This is a genomic window from Bradyrhizobium sp. CCGB20 (genome assembly GCF_024199855.1).
Taxonomy (GTDB): Bacteria; Pseudomonadota; Alphaproteobacteria; order Rhizobiales; family Xanthobacteraceae; genus Bradyrhizobium.
On record NZ_JANADN010000001.1, the window covers coordinates 3,965,241 to 3,979,355 of the forward strand.

General features: G+C 64.1%; 13 protein-coding genes. 6 read left to right on the plus strand and 7 right to left on the minus strand.

Going from position 1 to position 14,115, the window contains the following annotated elements; translation table 11 throughout:
* Positions 1 to 17 precede the first annotated feature (17 nt).
* Positions 18 to 1,775 (plus strand): NAD+ synthase, encoded by a 1,758-nt coding sequence (locus NLM15_RS18150; RefSeq protein WP_254118432.1) that lies wholly within the window; start codon positions 18 to 20, stop codon positions 1,773 to 1,775.
* Between the two features lie 142 nt (positions 1,776 to 1,917).
* Positions 1,918 to 2,451, plus strand: coding sequence for a putative immunity protein (locus tag NLM15_RS18155; RefSeq protein ID WP_254118433.1), 534 nt, complete (start codon positions 1,918 to 1,920; stop codon positions 2,449 to 2,451).
* Between the two features lie 131 nt (positions 2,452 to 2,582).
* Here NLM15_RS18155 and NLM15_RS18160 read toward each other — a convergent pair whose 3' ends face one another.
* The 5 genes from NLM15_RS18160 to NLM15_RS18180 all read right to left on the minus strand — a co-directional run bounded on the left by NLM15_RS18160 (position 2,583) and on the right by NLM15_RS18180 (position 7,113).
* Complete coding sequence (locus tag NLM15_RS18160) at positions 2,583 to 2,975, minus strand: cytochrome C oxidase subunit IV family protein (RefSeq protein ID WP_254118434.1); 393 nt, start codon at positions 2,973 to 2,975, stop codon at positions 2,583 to 2,585.
* A gap of 9 nt (positions 2,976 to 2,984) precedes the next feature.
* On the minus strand, positions 2,985 to 3,707 hold the full coding sequence (locus tag NLM15_RS18165) for a heme-copper oxidase subunit III family protein (protein ID WP_254118435.1): 723 nt from the start codon (positions 3,705 to 3,707) through the stop codon (positions 2,985 to 2,987).
* A gap of 14 nt (positions 3,708 to 3,721) precedes the next feature.
* Positions 3,722 to 4,426: a cytochrome c oxidase subunit 3 gene (locus tag NLM15_RS18170; RefSeq protein WP_254118436.1), complete on the minus strand. Its 705-nt coding sequence runs from the start codon at positions 4,424 to 4,426 to the stop codon at positions 3,722 to 3,724.
* Entirely contained in the window at positions 4,423 to 6,201 is a 1,779-nt protein-coding gene (locus NLM15_RS18175; protein WP_254118437.1) for a cbb3-type cytochrome c oxidase subunit I, read from the minus strand. The genes NLM15_RS18170 and NLM15_RS18175 overlap by 4 nt, the downstream gene beginning before the upstream one ends.
* Positions 6,202 to 6,279: 78 nt before the next feature.
* Entirely contained in the window at positions 6,280 to 7,113 is an 834-nt protein-coding gene (locus NLM15_RS18180) for a cytochrome c oxidase subunit II (protein ID WP_254118438.1), read from the minus strand.
* Positions 7,114 to 7,595: 482 nt separating this feature from the next.
* Here NLM15_RS18180 and NLM15_RS18185 point away from each other — a divergent pair, with 482 nt between their 5' ends.
* On the plus strand, positions 7,596 to 8,504 hold the full coding sequence (locus NLM15_RS18185; protein WP_254118439.1) for a DUF2189 domain-containing protein: 909 nt from the start codon (positions 7,596 to 7,598) through the stop codon (positions 8,502 to 8,504).
* Between the two features lie 54 nt (positions 8,505 to 8,558).
* Here the strand turns inward: NLM15_RS18185 and NLM15_RS18190 are convergent, their stop codons facing one another.
* Positions 8,559 to 9,758: a DUF2865 domain-containing protein gene (locus NLM15_RS18190; protein WP_254118440.1), complete on the minus strand. Its 1,200-nt coding sequence runs from the start codon at positions 9,756 to 9,758 to the stop codon at positions 8,559 to 8,561.
* 143 nt (positions 9,759 to 9,901) lie between these two features.
* Positions 9,902 to 10,207 carry a hypothetical protein gene (locus NLM15_RS18195; RefSeq protein WP_254118441.1) on the minus strand — a complete coding sequence of 102 codons (306 nt, stop codon included), beginning with the start codon at positions 10,205 to 10,207 and terminating at the stop codon, positions 9,902 to 9,904.
* A 294-nt stretch (positions 10,208 to 10,501) separates the two neighbouring features.
* Between NLM15_RS18195 and cysS the strand changes: the two genes are divergently transcribed.
* The 3 genes from cysS to cimA all read left to right on the plus strand — a co-directional run bounded on the left by cysS (position 10,502) and on the right by cimA (position 14,086).
* A complete protein-coding gene (cysS, locus tag NLM15_RS18200) occupies positions 10,502 to 11,884 on the plus strand; it encodes a cysteine--tRNA ligase (RefSeq protein ID WP_254118442.1) in 1,383 nt (460 codons plus the stop codon).
* A 115-nt stretch (positions 11,885 to 11,999) separates the two neighbouring features.
* The gene (locus tag NLM15_RS18205) at positions 12,000 to 12,491 is read left to right on the plus strand and encodes a GNAT family N-acetyltransferase (RefSeq protein ID WP_254118443.1); all 492 of its coding nucleotides are present in this window, start codon (positions 12,000 to 12,002) and stop codon (positions 12,489 to 12,491) included.
* On the plus strand, positions 12,488 to 14,086 hold the full coding sequence (gene cimA / locus NLM15_RS18210) for a citramalate synthase (RefSeq protein WP_254118444.1): 1,599 nt from the start codon (positions 12,488 to 12,490) through the stop codon (positions 14,084 to 14,086). The genes NLM15_RS18205 and cimA overlap by 4 nt, the downstream gene beginning before the upstream one ends.
* Positions 14,087 to 14,115 lie beyond the last annotated feature (29 nt).

The following is a 14,115-nucleotide window of genomic DNA, read 5'->3' on the forward strand; positions in this document are numbered from 1 at the left end:
ATCGGAGTGCGGCGGCCATGACCGAACGTCTCAATGCATTCGCGGTGACGCTCGCCCAGCTCAATCCGACCATGGGCGACATCGAGGGCAATGCGGCCAAATCGCGGGCCGCGCGCGCGCAGGCGATCGCCGACGGCGCCGATCTCGTGCTGTTTCCGGAATTGTTCATCGCCGGCTACCCGCCGGAAGATCTGGTGCAGAAGCCGGCCTTCCAGGCCGCGTGCCGCGCCGCGATCGAGGCGCTTGCGCGCGAGACCGCCGATGGGGGCCCTGCCATGCTGGTCGGCACGCCCTGGGTCGAGGAGGGCAGGCTCTACAATGCCTGCGCGCTGCTCGATGGCGGCCGCATCGCCGCACTTCGCTTCAAGTGCAATCTGCCGAATTACGGGGTGTTCGACGAGAAGCGGCTGTTTTCGCGCGGACCTGCTGCCGGCCCCGTCACAATACGCGGCGTGCGCATCGGCGTGCCGATCTGCGAGGACATCTGGCTGGAGGAGTCCGAGGACTACGAGAACGTGGTCGAGACTCTCGCCGAGACCGGCGCCGAGATCATCCTGGTCCCGAACGGCTCGCCCTACGCCCGCGACAAGAGCGACGTGCGCCTGTCGGTCGCCGTCGCGCGCGTCACCGAGAGCGGGCTGCCGCTGGTCTATCTCAACCAGGTCTGCGGCCAGGACGAGCTGGTGTTCGACGGCGCTTCCTTCGCGCTCAACGGCGACCTCTCGCTCGCCGCGCAACTGCCGGCGTTCGAGGAGAGCGTCACCACACTGCGCTTCACGCGTAACGGCGACGATTGGCGCTGCGCGGGGCCGATTGCCGGGCAGCCCGAGGGCGACCGGGCCGACTACGCGGCCTGTGTGCTGGGCCTGCGCGACTATGTCGCCAAGAACGGATTCCCCGGCGTGCTGCTCGGCATTTCCGGCGGCATCGATTCTGCTCTCTGCGCGGCGATCGCGGTCGATGCGCTCGGTGCCGACCAGGTGCACGGCGTGATGCTGCCTTTCCGCTACACCGCAGCCCACTCGATCGCGGACGCCGGCGAGCTCGCCGGCCATCTCGGAATCCGTTACGAGGTGCTGCCGATCGCGGAAGCCGTGAACGGGTTCGAGACCATCCTGTCCGGCATCTTCAAGAACCTGCCGCCCGATATCACCGAGGAGAATCTTCAGGCCCGCACCCGCGGCACGTTGCTGATGGCGATCTCCAACAAGACCGGGCTGATGGTGGTGACGACGGGCAACAAGTCGGAAATGTCGGTCGGCTACGCCACGCTCTATGGCGACATGAACGGCGGCTTCAATCCGATCAAGGACATCTACAAGACGCAGGTGTTTCGGCTGGCGAGCTTGCGCAACGGCTGGAAGCCCGAGGGCGCGCTCGGACCGGCGGGCGAGGTGATACCGCCCGACATCATCACGCGCCCGCCGACCGCGGAGTTGCGCGAGAACCAGACCGACCAGGATTCGTTGCCCCCTTACGACGTGCTCGACGCGATCCTGGAGCGCCTCATCGAGCGCGAGGAGCCGCTCGACAAGATCATCGCTGCCGGCTTCGACCGCGACATTGTCACGCGCATCGATCATCTGCTCAACGTCGCCGAATACAAGCGCCGCCAGGCCGCGCCGGGCGTGAAGGTGACACCCAGGAATTTCGGCCGCGACCGGCGTTATCCGATCACCAACCGGTTTCGCGACAGGGGCGAGAAGCTGCCCACGCATGACGAGACGCTGGTCTCGCGCGGCAGCCAGGCGTCGATCGACGCGTTCGAGGGCTGACGGTCGCGCTGTTACAGCACATTCCGCCGTCATCATGTGCGAACGCGATGATCGAGCAAGCTGCGGCCTGTGCTTGGGCGGCCGAATTCGGCCATAGACCATTCATAGGCATGCGCCCAAGCTGGTGGCGAGTGGACGCAGTATGGCAGACGAAATCTCTTTGGACATGGAGGACCTCCGGGAGGTTGCAGCCTATGCGGCGGAAAACGCCGCGGACGTGCTGGAGATATTCGAGCGATCGTATCCCGCGGATTTTCGTCCACGTGACGCAGTCGAAGCCGCGCGGACGTTCGCGCAGGGAGGCAAGCGGGTAAAGGCCCTGCGCGATGCAGCTTGGGCGGCGCTGAAGGCAGCAAAGGAAGCCGAAGATGCGGCAGCGAGCCAGGCTGCGCGAGCGGCGATGAGCGCCTCGTCCGCGGCCTATCTTCATCCCCTGGCGCGGTCGACCCAGGTCAGGCACATCCTCGGCGCGCCGGCCCACGCGGCCCGGGCCGTCGAACTTGCAACGGCTGGGGATCCCGGGGGCGGCGCCGATTATGTCGAGCGCGCGGTCCGTCGCGCGACGCCAAGGCTCGTCGAGGTCCTGCGGCGCTATCCGGCAGCACCGCCCGGCGGCGGGCGGGTAGGTGAACTGCTGCGCTCAATCGACCGGAGGCTTCGCGGCGGGCTTGCGTAAGCTGTCTGCCGGGCGTTGTGGAAATGCCGCGGAGTACCGGATGCCCCGCCTGAGCCTGTCATCGGGCTCGCCGAAGGCGAGACCCGGTGGCGGGGGCATGACAGTGGAGTGAGGAGCGAACTCCTGTACCGCTACGATGGGGTTGCGAAGAACAGCACCCGCAGGAAGTGCGTGTATTCGGATTCGAGGACCATGATTGTCACAAACACCATGACCGCGATCGGTGGCAGCAGGATGGCATAGGTGAGGGCCAGCCGCTCCCAGGCCATGTGCATGAAGACGGCGACGATCAGGCCGGCCTTCAACACCATGAACAGCAGGATCAGCGACCACCTGAGGTAGCCGTGTAGGCCAAAGTAGTCGACGAGGTAGGAGCACGTGCTGAGGACAAACAGCCAGCCCCAGACCACGAGGTAGAGCTTGATCGGGTGCTGTTGCCCCTTGGCGTGCACGGCTGCCGTTGCGACTGCGCCGTGCGCCGGAGCGTGGAGCTGGCCTTCCATATGTACCGCCGCGTTTGTCATGCGCCGACCTCACCAAAGATAGAACAATGCAAAGATGAACACCCACACGAGATCGACGAAGTGCCAGTACAGGCCCATGATCTCGACGATCTCGTAATAGCCCTTGCGGCTCGTGAAGAAGCCGCGCCTCTCGACGTCGAAGTCGCCGCGCAAGACCTTCCGCGCAATGGCGATCAGGAAGATCACGCCGATCGTCACGTGGGTGCCGTGGAAGCCGGTGATCATAAAGAAGCTTGCACCAAACTGCGGCGCACCCCATGGATTGCCCCAGGGCCGGACGCCCTCCATGATCAGCTTGGTCCATTCGAAGGCCTGCATTCCGACGAAGGTTGCGCCGAACGCCGCCGTGACCAGCATCAAGGCCGCGGTTCTGACGCGATCGCGGCGGTAGCCGAAATTGACGGCCATCGCCATCGTGCCGCTGCTGCTGATCAGGATAAAGGTCATGATGGCGATCAGGATCAGGGGGATGTGGTTGCCCCCGATATTGAGGGCGAAGACTTCGCTGGGATTCGGCCACGGCACGGTCGTCGACATGCGCGCCGTCATGTAGGAGAGCAGGAAGCAACTGAAGATGAAGGTGTCGCTGAGGAGGAAGATCCACATCATGGCCTTGCCCCAGGACACGTTCTTGAAGGCGCGCTGATCGGACGCCCAGTCGGCGGCGATGCCGCGCCAGCCTTCAAGCCGCGCAGGCGATTGGCCCGAATGTGTCAGCACGGTTTCAGCCATCTGGTCTCGCCTCCCTAGCTCAGCAATTGGCGACAGATGTTGACGAAATCGTCGGTCCAGCCCGTGAGAAGACCGAGCAGGACAAGCCAGACCAGCAGCAGGAAGTGCCAGTAGATGGTGCACAGTTCCACGCTCAAGCGCATCTCGGCGATCTCGGCGCCACGCCACACCTTGGCCGAGGTTCGCCCGAGGGCCACCAGGCCACCCGTCAGATGCAGCCCGTGCACCGCGGTCAGCAGGTAGAAGAAGGAATTCGCCGGATTGGACGCCACGAAATATCCGGCAGCCCCGAGCCGTTGCCAGGCCAGGAGCTGTCCGGCGAGGAAGATCACGGCAGATGCTCCGCCAGCGAGCAGACCGATCTTGACGCTCTCGGTATCGTGCCGCCCGGCAGCCACGTACGACCATTGCAGCGCGACGCTGCTCAGGACCAGGACGCCCGTGTTGACCCACAGCAGCCGCGGTACCGGCAGCGGCCGCCAGTCCACCACGCTCATGCGCATCGCGTAGGCGCTGATGAAGAGGACGAACAATGCGCTTGCGACGGCGAGAAATACGCCAAGTCCGACCTTCGCTGCCGGCCAGGTCATGCTATCGCCGCCGGGGAAGTCACCGGCCGAGCCTTCCTCCAGCCAGGGCTTGGCCGTCAGCCGCTGCTGCGACAGCCACCATCCGGCGATCATCGCAAGCACAGCCAGGAACAGGATGATGGCGCTCACGAAGCAGCTCCCTGAACGAGCTGCGTCGCGCGTGGCGGCTGGTTCTGCGGAATGAAGTCCTCCGCGGCGCCGGGCACACTGTAGTCATAGGCCCAGCGGTACACGACCGGCAGCTCCTTGCCCCAGTTGCCGTGCCCTGGGGGCGTCTCCGGCGTCTGCCACTCCAGCGTCGTCGCCCGCCACGGATTGCCACCTGAGGCCTCACCCTTGAACAGGCTCCAGGCGAGATTGAACAGGAACACCATCTGGCTGAACCCGACGGTCAAGGCCACCACGGAGATGAAGGCGTTCAGTGAATGGGCCGAGGTCGGGATGAACGACGTGTCGCCGAGTTCGAAATACCGGCGCGGAACCCCGAGCAGTCCAAGATAGTGCATGGGGAAGAAGATCAGGTAGGCGCCGAGGAAGGTGACCCAGAAGTGAAACTTGCCGAGGACGTCGTTCAGCATCCGTCCTGTGACCTTGGGGTACCAATGATAGATCGCGCCCAGCACGACCATGATCGGTGCCACGCCCATCACCATGTGGAAATGCGCGACCACGAACATGGTGTCCGAGAGGGGCACGTCCACGACGACGTTGCCGAGGAAGAGGCCGGTGAGCCCGCCATTCACGAAGGTGATGATGAAGCCGAGGGCGAACAGCATCGGCACCCTGAGATGAATGTCGCCGCGCCACAGGGTCAGCACCCAGTTGTAGACCTTGATCGCGGTGGGGATTGCGATGATGAGCGTCGTGGTGGCGAAGAAGTACCCGAACTGCGGGAACATGCCGCTCACATACATGTGGTGCGCCCATACGACGAAGCTGAGCGCGCCGATCCCCACGATGGCCCACACCATCATCCGATAACCAAAGATGTTTTTTCGCGCATGCGTGCTGATCAGATCGGAGACGATGCCGAAGGCGGGCAAAGCGACGATGTAGACCTCGGGGTGGCCGAAGAACCAGAACAGGTGCTGGAAGAGCAGCGGGCTGCCGCCGCCATATTTCGACAGCTGGCCCATCTCGACGAGGGAGGGCATGAAGAAGCTGGTTCCCAGGAGACGGTCGAGCAGCAGCATGACCGAGGCAACGAAGAGTGCAGGGAATGCCAGCAGCGCCATGACGGTCGCCGTGAAAATGCCCCACACCGTCAGGGGCAGGCGCATCAGCGTCATGCCGCGGGTGCGCGCTTGCAGCACCGTGACCACATAATTCAAGCCGCCCATCGTGAAGCCGATGATGAACAGGATCAGGGACGACATCATGAGGATGATGCCCCAATCCTGCCCGGGCGTTCCGGAGAGGATTGCTTGCGGCGGGTATAGCGTCCAGCCGGCGCCGGTGGGGCCGCCGGGCACGAAGAATGTCGAGGCCAGCACCAGGACTGCGAGCAGGTAGACCCAGTAGCTCAGCATGTTCACATAGGGGAAGACCATGTCCCGGGCGCCGACCATCAGCGGGATCAGGTAGTTGCCGAAGCCGCCGAGGAACAATGCGGTGAGCAGATAGATCACCATGATCATGCCGTGCATGGTGATGAACTGGAGGTACTGGTTGGCATCGATGAAAGAGAAGGTGCCGGGGAATCCCAGTTGCAGTCGCATCAGCCACGACAGCACGAGGGCCACCAGCCCGATGGCAGAGGCCGTCAGCGAATACTGAATGGCGATCACCTTGGCGTCCTGCGAGAAGACATACCGTGTCCACCAGCTCCTTGGATGATAGAGCTCGACTTCAGGTACTTCGGCAGGCGGGATGCCTGCGATCCCTTCATATGGAATATCGACCATAGAAACCTCCTCGGTCGTTTCCATCGGGGGTGGGGCGTTGGCCTCGTGCACCCGATCTATCTTCGCAGCGGCAGCTTGCTACTTGCCACCGGATTGGTACGTCGCTTTCACGACGGCTTTTGCCGGCGACAATTCGGCAAACGTCTTTTGTTGCTCCAGCCAAGCGTGATATTCACGCTCTTCGTCGACGATGACCTTGGCTCGCATCTGATAATGAGCAGCGCCACAAAGCTCCGCACATAGAACATCGAACGTTCCGGTTCGGATCGGCGTTATCCAAAAATAGGTCACCATGCCAGGGACCATGTCCATCTTGGCGCGGAATTCGGGCACGTAGAAATCGTGCAGGACATCGACCGAGCGGAGGAGAACCTTGACCGGCTTTCCCATTTGAAGGTGCAGGTCGCCGTTCTCGATCACGACGTCGTCCTGCGCGCGCGGGTCGTCACGATTGAGCCCCATTGGATTGTCGGAAGCGATGTTGCGGACATCGGATGTGCCCAACCGCCCGTCCTTGCCCGGAAGGCGGAAGCTCCATTGCCATTGCTGGCCCATGACCTCGACCTCGGTGGCATCCGCAGGCACCGTCACGAACTGGTGCCAGACCACGAGGCCAGGCGCCAGCATGGCCGCGACTCCGACGCCAGTCCCGACGGTCAGCCACCATTCGAGTCTTTTGTTTTCCGGATTGTAGTCGGCCCGTCTTCCCTCCTTGTGGTGGAAGCGAAAGACGCAATAGGCCATGAAGGCGATGACCGCGACGAAAACAAAGCCCGTGATCCAGAACGTGATGTTGATGGTGTGGTCGATATAGGCCCAGTTCGTGGCGATCGGCGTCCACCACCACGGGCTGTAGAGGTGAAACAGCACCGAGCCGATCGCGACCAGAAGCAGTATCAGTGCGACAGCCATCCTGATCCATCCTTGCCATCGAAGGCTACGGATACGAATCCAGGGCGGAGCTCATGTCTGTCGCGATGGCTGGCCTTTCTTGGCTGGCATCATGCCATCGCCGGCCTCTTGCCTCGCCCATTCCTCTGGTCGCGAAATCAACCGAACGCTCGCGACCATCAACTTTCATCGGAGCTAAGGGCGTCTGGGTCTAAGATGGTCCGAGCCTAATCCGGCGTCAATAGAGCATGTTGGGTGGCGGCGTTCTGGGCGATGCAGCGCACAAATCAGGTGCCCAATTCACCCAACCGTGAGTGCAGCCGTGCCCCGCGCGCGCTAAGCTCGCAAGGCAGGTCGCGACGGGTTCCGTCCGGCCAGGCTCTTTTCGCTGAACCTGACTTGCCGTACCCGACCCACCGCGTTTCCTGCTCGACAGGCGGACACGCGTGGCTGAAGAGCGCGTGTGATCGAAACCGCGATTTTCAGCACGGGAGGGTCCGCTCATGGCCACTCTGTACTCCCACAACGTCATCAGGCGGCACGTATTCGGCGAAGCGGCCTCCTATCCCATTCGCAAGATCAGCTGGTCCGACCTGACCGAGGCCCTGCGCCTGGGTTGGGAGGATTTCCAGGCGATGCCGAGCCACGCGATCGTCGTGTGCGTGATTTATCCCGTGCTCGGTCTCGTCCTGTTCAGGATGGTTCTCGGCTATTCGGTGCTGCCGCTACTGTTTCCGCTGGCTGCCGGCTTTGCCTTGATCGGTCCTTTTGCCGCGATCGGTCTCTACGAGCTCAGCCGGCGTCGCGAGCGCGACGAGCAGGTCGATGCATGGGATGCGATCAAGGTGCTGCGCGCACCGTCGTTCGGCGCCATGGCCGAGCTCGGCGTGCTCCTGCTGGTCCTGTTCGGGGCCTGGATCGGCGTCGCGAACGCAATCTATGTCACGATCTTCGGTCACGCGGCGGCCGCAAGCATTCCCGACTTCGCAACGCGCGTGCTGACGACACCGGAAGGCTGGTCGCTCATCATCGTCGGTTGTGGTGTCGGCTTCCTGTTTGCGGTTGTGGCCTTGTGCGTCAGCGTCGTGTCGTTTCCGTTGATGCTCGACCGGCATGCGACTGCGATCGACGCAGTCCGCACGTCGCTCCGAGCGGTGGCGGCGAATCCGGTTGCGATGGCCGGATGGGGCCTCATCGTCGCGGCACTGCTCGTGATCGGCTCGCTGCCGCTCTTCGTCGGTCTCGCTGTCGTCCTGCCGGTGCTCGGTCACGCCACCTGGCACCTCTATCGGCGGGTGGTCGAGCCGAATCCGAATCCTCCGGACGAGCTGCCACCGCCCCCGAAGGGAAAGCGCTACGCAGCGGACTTTCCGGCCAATCTCTTCCCGTGGAGCCGCGAAGGGGAGCATTAACCGCGAAACGGCCGCGCCTGGCGACCGCCTTCGCGGAGCATGACGGGTTAGGGCCTACTTCTGCTGCTGCGGCAGGAAAGCCGGTCCGACCGAGCGGATCGGCTTGTTCTCGGACGGCGAGCTTGCCGTGCCGGTATCCGCCGGCGGTGTCGTGGCCGGCGCGGCGGCAGTCGTCGGGGCCGGGGCTGCACCCTTCTTGCCATTGGCGGCAGGCGTGCCCTTGTTGAGCCGCTGCTGCTGCATCTTCCTGGCGCTCTCCTCGGTGACGATGATGTCACCCTGCTGCTCGGCCGCGGCCTTGTCGTCGGCCGATTTCAGCGCGTCGGCCCAGGTCTGGCCTGCGGCCTTGCAGGAGCAGGACGGGTTGAACTCGCTGCGGAATTTGAACGCGGTCGGCAGCGCCGTGTAGGGCTGGCCGCTGGTGGAGACCGCGGAGTTCATGTCCTCGCCGGGATTGCGATGGGTGTAGAGCACGGCTTCCGCGGCCGGGCACAGCGCCTTGCAGGTCTTCTCGTCGTCGGGGAAGCGCGCCGGCACGGTGGCAAACGAGATCGGGAAATAGGCGCCGTCACAGGTGCGCACGCACACGGAGCGATAGGTGCCGGATTGCGGGCCGAGATCGGAGGGCGGCACGCCTTGCGGATTATTGGGGTTGTTGCCGCCGCCGAACAGATTGCTCAGGAAGTTGCCGCCGCCTTGCGACTGCGCGGCGTTGGCATATTGCGGGCCGCAATTGTTCTGCGCCAGCGCCACCAGCACCGAGCGGCGCTGGTTGTCGCGCTCGGGGCTGAAGCCGCCGGGGCCGCCGCTGCGCAGGCGTTCGAGATTGCCGGTGATCTGGTCCAGATTGGCGCGCATCTGCTGGATCTGGGTGTTGACCGGGCCGCATTGCGCCGACTGGCCGTTGAACAGCGAAAAGAAGCCGGAGGAATCGCAGCCCATGCGCTTGGCCTGCATGGTGACGCGGTCGAGCTCGGCCTGCTGACGGGTCTGGGATTCCTGATAGCGGCGGATCTGGTCTTCGCGCGCGGGGTCACCACCGCCGCCGCCACGATCGAGCGCGGCGAGCTGGCCTTCCAGCCGCACGCACATCGGATTGGGCCCAAGCCCGTTCTGGCCGGGCTGCGGCGGCGGTCCGGGCGGGCCGGCCTGCGCGAAAGCACCGGTGGCGAGCACGACCGTGCTCAGAAGCACGGTGCAGGCAGAGACGAAGCGAGCACGGGAGAGAGACAAAAATTCAGGCATATCCGCCATTCTAGCGAGGTCACGGCCCAATGCGACATTGCAAGCGACATTGGGCAGCCGAAGCGCGCCCTCCAATAGCCGCTTCCTGCGGCATCGTCACGTCGTTTCAGGGGCCAAAGATTGGGCCTAAGGTCCGCCAGTTCCGAGTGAATTCAGCGCTGGCAGGTGATTGCGACATATTCGTCGCAATGGCCATGGGAGCAGTTTGCGCCGGTTTTGGGGACAGAGCCGGTAATTTCGTCGGGATCGACCCGGCGATAGCTTGATGCCTGGGCAAAATCGCGTGACTGGCAATAGGTGCGCGCGATCTGCGCACCGCATTTCTCGCCCCTGGCGAGGCACTGGTCGACACCGTAGCCGTCCGCCTGGTTGGCGATGATGAAGACACGGGTCTCGGCGAAAGCGCTGGATGCCGCAAGGAGGAAGGCGCAGGAAATGAGCGCGAGCAGGGATCGCATAAAATCACCTTGGGGCAAAACGAGGAGCTGCCGGTTCCAGAATGGGCTCAAATGGTTAAGGATGATGAACCATCAGGGCCGGGCGGCCGCGCATTGCGGAAATAAAGCGGCGTTTTGGCGGCTCTCTTGACGCGGGGCCGCCTCATAGCCCATATGTGGCCGCATGAACGGTCTCCTCGCCATTTGCGCCATTTGCCGCGAGATTACGAGCTAGCGATTCGCTGGCTGGAGCCGTCTTTATCTCAAAAACATTGAGAGCACTGGACGCCCGGCCAACAGCCGACGGGTATCCATATGGAATTGCGCCTTTACGATACGCTGAGCCGGGACAAGCGCACCTTCGTGCCGCTCGATGCGAAGGATGTCCGCATGTATGTCTGCGGACCGACCGTCTATGACTTCGCCCATATCGGCAATGCGCGGCCGGTGATCGTGTTCGACGTGCTGTTTCGGCTGCTGCGCCATCTCTATGGCGAAGCGCATGTCAAATATGTCCGCAACATCACCGACGTCGACGACAAGATCAACGATCGTGCTGCGCGCGACTTTCCGGGTCTGCCGCTGAACGAGGCGATCCGCAAGGTCACCGAGCAGACCGGAAAACAGTTTCACGCCGACGTCGACGCGCTCGGTGTGCTCAGGCCGAGCGTCGAGCCGCGCGCGACCGAGCATATCGGCGAGATGCGCGAGATCATCGAACGGCTGATCAAGGGCGGCTTTGCCTATGCCGCCGAGGACCACGTGCTGTTCTCGCCGCAGGCGATGAACGCGGCCAATTCCGGCCTGCCACGCTACGGCGCGCTGTCCAACCGCTCGCTGGACGAGATGGTCGCCGGCGCCCGCGTCGATGTCGCGCCCTACAAGAAGGGCAACACCGACTTCGTGCTGTGGAAGCCGTCCAAGCCGGGCGAGCCGTCATGGCCGTCGCCGGCGGGGATCACTGCGCAGGGGCGCCCGGGCTGGCACATCGAGTGCTCGGCGATGGCCTGGAAGCATCTCGGCGAGCATTTCGACATCCATGGCGGCGGTATCGATCTCGTGTTTCCGCATCACGAGAACGAGGTCGCGCAGACCTGCTGCGCCTTCCACCAGGAGCGCATGGCGAACTACTGGATGCACAACGGCTTCCTGCAGGTTGAGAGCGAGAAGATGTCGAAGAGCCTCGGCAACTTCATCACCATCCACGAGCTGCTCGCGGACTGGCCGGGCGAGGTGCTGCGTCTCAACATGCTGAAGACGCATTACCGCTCGCCGATCGACTGGACCATGAAGTCGCTGGAGGAGAGCGCCAGGACGCTCGACGACTGGTACCGCGTCGCCGCCGATGTCGAACCCGGCAAGCCGGCCGCGTCGGTGGTCGAGCCGCTGCTCGACGACCTCAACACGCCGCTGGCGATCGCGGCCCTGCACGGCCTGCGCGGCAGCGACGTGCCCGCTCTCGCGGGTTCGTTGCGGCTGCTCGGATTCCTCTCCGAGAGCGCGGCGCAGTGGGAAGGCCGCAAACAGCAGGCGAGCGGCGTCGATGCCCAGGAGGTCGAGCGCTTGCTCTCGGAGCGGACAGCCGCCCGCGCGCGCAAGGATTTCAAGGAGTCCGACCGGATCCGCGATCTGCTCGCCGCGATGGGCGTCGCGATCAAGGATTCCAAGGACGGGACGACGTGGGAGGTCGCGCGATGAAGCGGCCCGACACGCCTTTCCCGCGGCACTGGCTCTATTATATCGCGCTGAAAATCCTGTTGCTCGGCGCCGCCGTGGCGCTGGCGCTGAAACTCTATGGGATGTGGTGAAGACGATGGCACAAGCACACCCAAAGCCTGGCTTGCGGCCATTCCTGCCGGCCGACGTGCCGGTGCTCGCCGCGATCTTCGCCGCCAGCATCGAGGAGCTCACCGGCGACGACTATAGCGAGGCGCAGCAGCAGGCCTGGATGGAGGCGGCGGAGGACGAGGAGTTCGGCAAGCGGCTCGCGTCCGACCTGACGCTGATCGCGACGCTCGAGGGCTCGCCGGTCGGCTTCGCTTCGCTGCGCGGCGCCGATCATATCCGCATGCTCTATGTGCATCCGGCCGTGGCCGGGCAGGGCATCGCGACCATGTTGGTCGACGCGCTGGAGAAGCTTGCCGGCGGCCGCGGCGCGACGAGCCTTTCGGTCGATGCCAGCGACACCGCGCAGGCCTTCTTCGCCAAGCGCGGCTACACCGCCCAGCAGCGCAACAGCGTCACCATCAACGACGAGTGGCTCGCCAACACCACCATGAAGAAGACGCTCGGAGCGCCGCAATGAGCAAGGAGCGCCTTTATCTGTTCGACACCACGCTGCGCGACGGCGCGCAGACCAATGGCGTCGATTTCACGCTGACCGACAAGCAGGTCATCGCCGCGATGCTCGACGATCTCGGCATCGACTATGTCGAGGGCGGCTATCCCGGCGCCAATCCGACCGACACCGAGTTCTTCGCCACCAGGCCGAAGCTCACCCATGCGCGCTTCACCGCCTTCGGCATGACGCGACGGGCAGGGCGCTCCGTGTCCAACGATCCCGGCGTGGCCGGACTGCTGGAGGCGAAAGCCGACGCGATCTGCTTCGTGGCAAAGTCCTCGGCCTATCAGGTGCGCGTCGCACTGGAGACGACCAAGGAAGAAAACCTCGCCTCGATCCGCGACAGCGTGGCCGCGGCAAAGGCTGCCGGCCGCGAGGTCATGCTCGACTGCGAGCATTTTTTCGACGGCTACAAGGAGGATTCGAGCTTCGCGCTCGCTTGCGCCAAGGCCGCTTATGAGGCCGGCGCGCGCTGGGTGGTGCTGTGCGACACCAATGGCGGCACCATGCCTGATGAGATCGAAGCCATCGTCACCGAGGTGACGAAGCACATCCCCGGCGATCACGTCGGCATCCACGCCCATAACGATACCGAGCAGGCGGTGGCGAATTCGCTCGCCGCGGTGCGCGCCGGCGCGCGGCAGATCCAGGGCACGCTGAACGGGCTTGGCGAGCGCTGCGGCAATGCCAACCTCTGCTCGCTGATCCCGACGCTGAAATTGAAGAAGGAATTTGCGGACGCCTTCGAGATCGGCGTCACGCCGGAGAAGCTGGCGACGTTGGTGAAAGTGTCGCGCACACTCGACGACATGCTCAACCGCGTGCCGAACCGGCACGCGGCCTATGTCGGCGAGAGCGCCTTCGTCACCAAGACCGGCATTCATGCTTCCGCGGTGCTGAAGGATCCGCAGACCTATGAGCACGTGCTGCCGGAGCTGGTCGGCAATCACCGCAAGGTGCTGGTGTCCGACCAGGCCGGCCGCTCCAACGTCATCGCCGAGCTCGACCGTGCCGGCATCGCTTACGAGAAGAGCGATCCGAAGCTGACGCGGCTGGTCGAGGAGCTGAAGGAGCGCGAGGCGCAAGGCTACGCCTATGAATCCGCCAACGCCTCGTTCGATCTGCTGGCGCGGCGCACGCTCGGCAAGGTGCCGCATTATTTCGAGGTCGAGCAGTTCGACGTCAATGTCGAGCAACGCTACAATTCGCACGGCGAGCGCGTCACCGTCGCCTTGGCCGTGGTGAAGGTCGACGTCGCCGGCGAGCATCTGATCTCTGCCGCCGAAGGCAACGGCCCCGTCAACGCGCTCGACGTCGCGCTGCGCAAGGACCTCGGCAAGTACCAGAAGTACATCGAGGGCCTGACGCTGATCGACTACCGCGTCCGTATCCTCAACGGCGGCACCGGCGCGGTCACGCGCGTGCTGATCGAGAGCGAGGACGAGAACGGCGATCGCTGGACCACGGTCGGCGTATCCCCGAACATCATCGACGCCTCGTTCCAGGCGCTGATGGATTCGGTGATCTACAAGCTCGTGAAGTCGGGCGCGCCGGCGTAAGGACAGATGTAGCCCGGATGAGCGCAGCG

Excerpts from the sequence above, each read along its gene's own strand:
- NLM15_RS18205 (WP_254118443.1), top strand. The coding sequence starts at position 12,000 with ATGGCACAAGCACACCCAAAGCCTGGCTTGCGGCCATTCCTGCCGGCC.
- NLM15_RS18165 (WP_254118435.1), bottom strand. The coding sequence starts at position 3,707 with ATGGCTGAAACCGTGCTGACACATTCGGGCCAATCGCCTGCGCGGCTT.
- cimA (WP_254118444.1), top strand. The coding sequence starts at position 12,488 with ATGAGCAAGGAGCGCCTTTATCTGTTCGACACCACGCTGCGCGACGGC.
- cysS (WP_254118442.1), top strand. The coding sequence starts at position 10,502 with ATGGAATTGCGCCTTTACGATACGCTGAGCCGGGACAAGCGCACCTTC.
- NLM15_RS18190 (WP_254118440.1), bottom strand. The coding sequence starts at position 9,758 with ATGGCGGATATGCCTGAATTTTTGTCTCTCTCCCGTGCTCGCTTCGTC.
- NLM15_RS18175 (WP_254118437.1), bottom strand. The coding sequence starts at position 6,201 with ATGGTCGATATTCCATATGAAGGGATCGCAGGCATCCCGCCTGCCGAA.
- NLM15_RS18155 (WP_254118433.1), top strand. The coding sequence starts at position 1,918 with ATGGCAGACGAAATCTCTTTGGACATGGAGGACCTCCGGGAGGTTGCA.
- NLM15_RS18150 (WP_254118432.1), top strand. The coding sequence starts at position 18 with ATGACCGAACGTCTCAATGCATTCGCGGTGACGCTCGCCCAGCTCAAT.
- NLM15_RS18185 (WP_254118439.1), top strand. The coding sequence starts at position 7,596 with ATGGCCACTCTGTACTCCCACAACGTCATCAGGCGGCACGTATTCGGC.
- NLM15_RS18180 (WP_254118438.1), bottom strand. The coding sequence starts at position 7,113 with ATGGCTGTCGCACTGATACTGCTTCTGGTCGCGATCGGCTCGGTGCTG.
- NLM15_RS18160 (WP_254118434.1), bottom strand. The coding sequence starts at position 2,975 with ATGACAAACGCGGCGGTACATATGGAAGGCCAGCTCCACGCTCCGGCG.
- NLM15_RS18195 (WP_254118441.1), bottom strand. The coding sequence starts at position 10,207 with ATGCGATCCCTGCTCGCGCTCATTTCCTGCGCCTTCCTCCTTGCGGCA.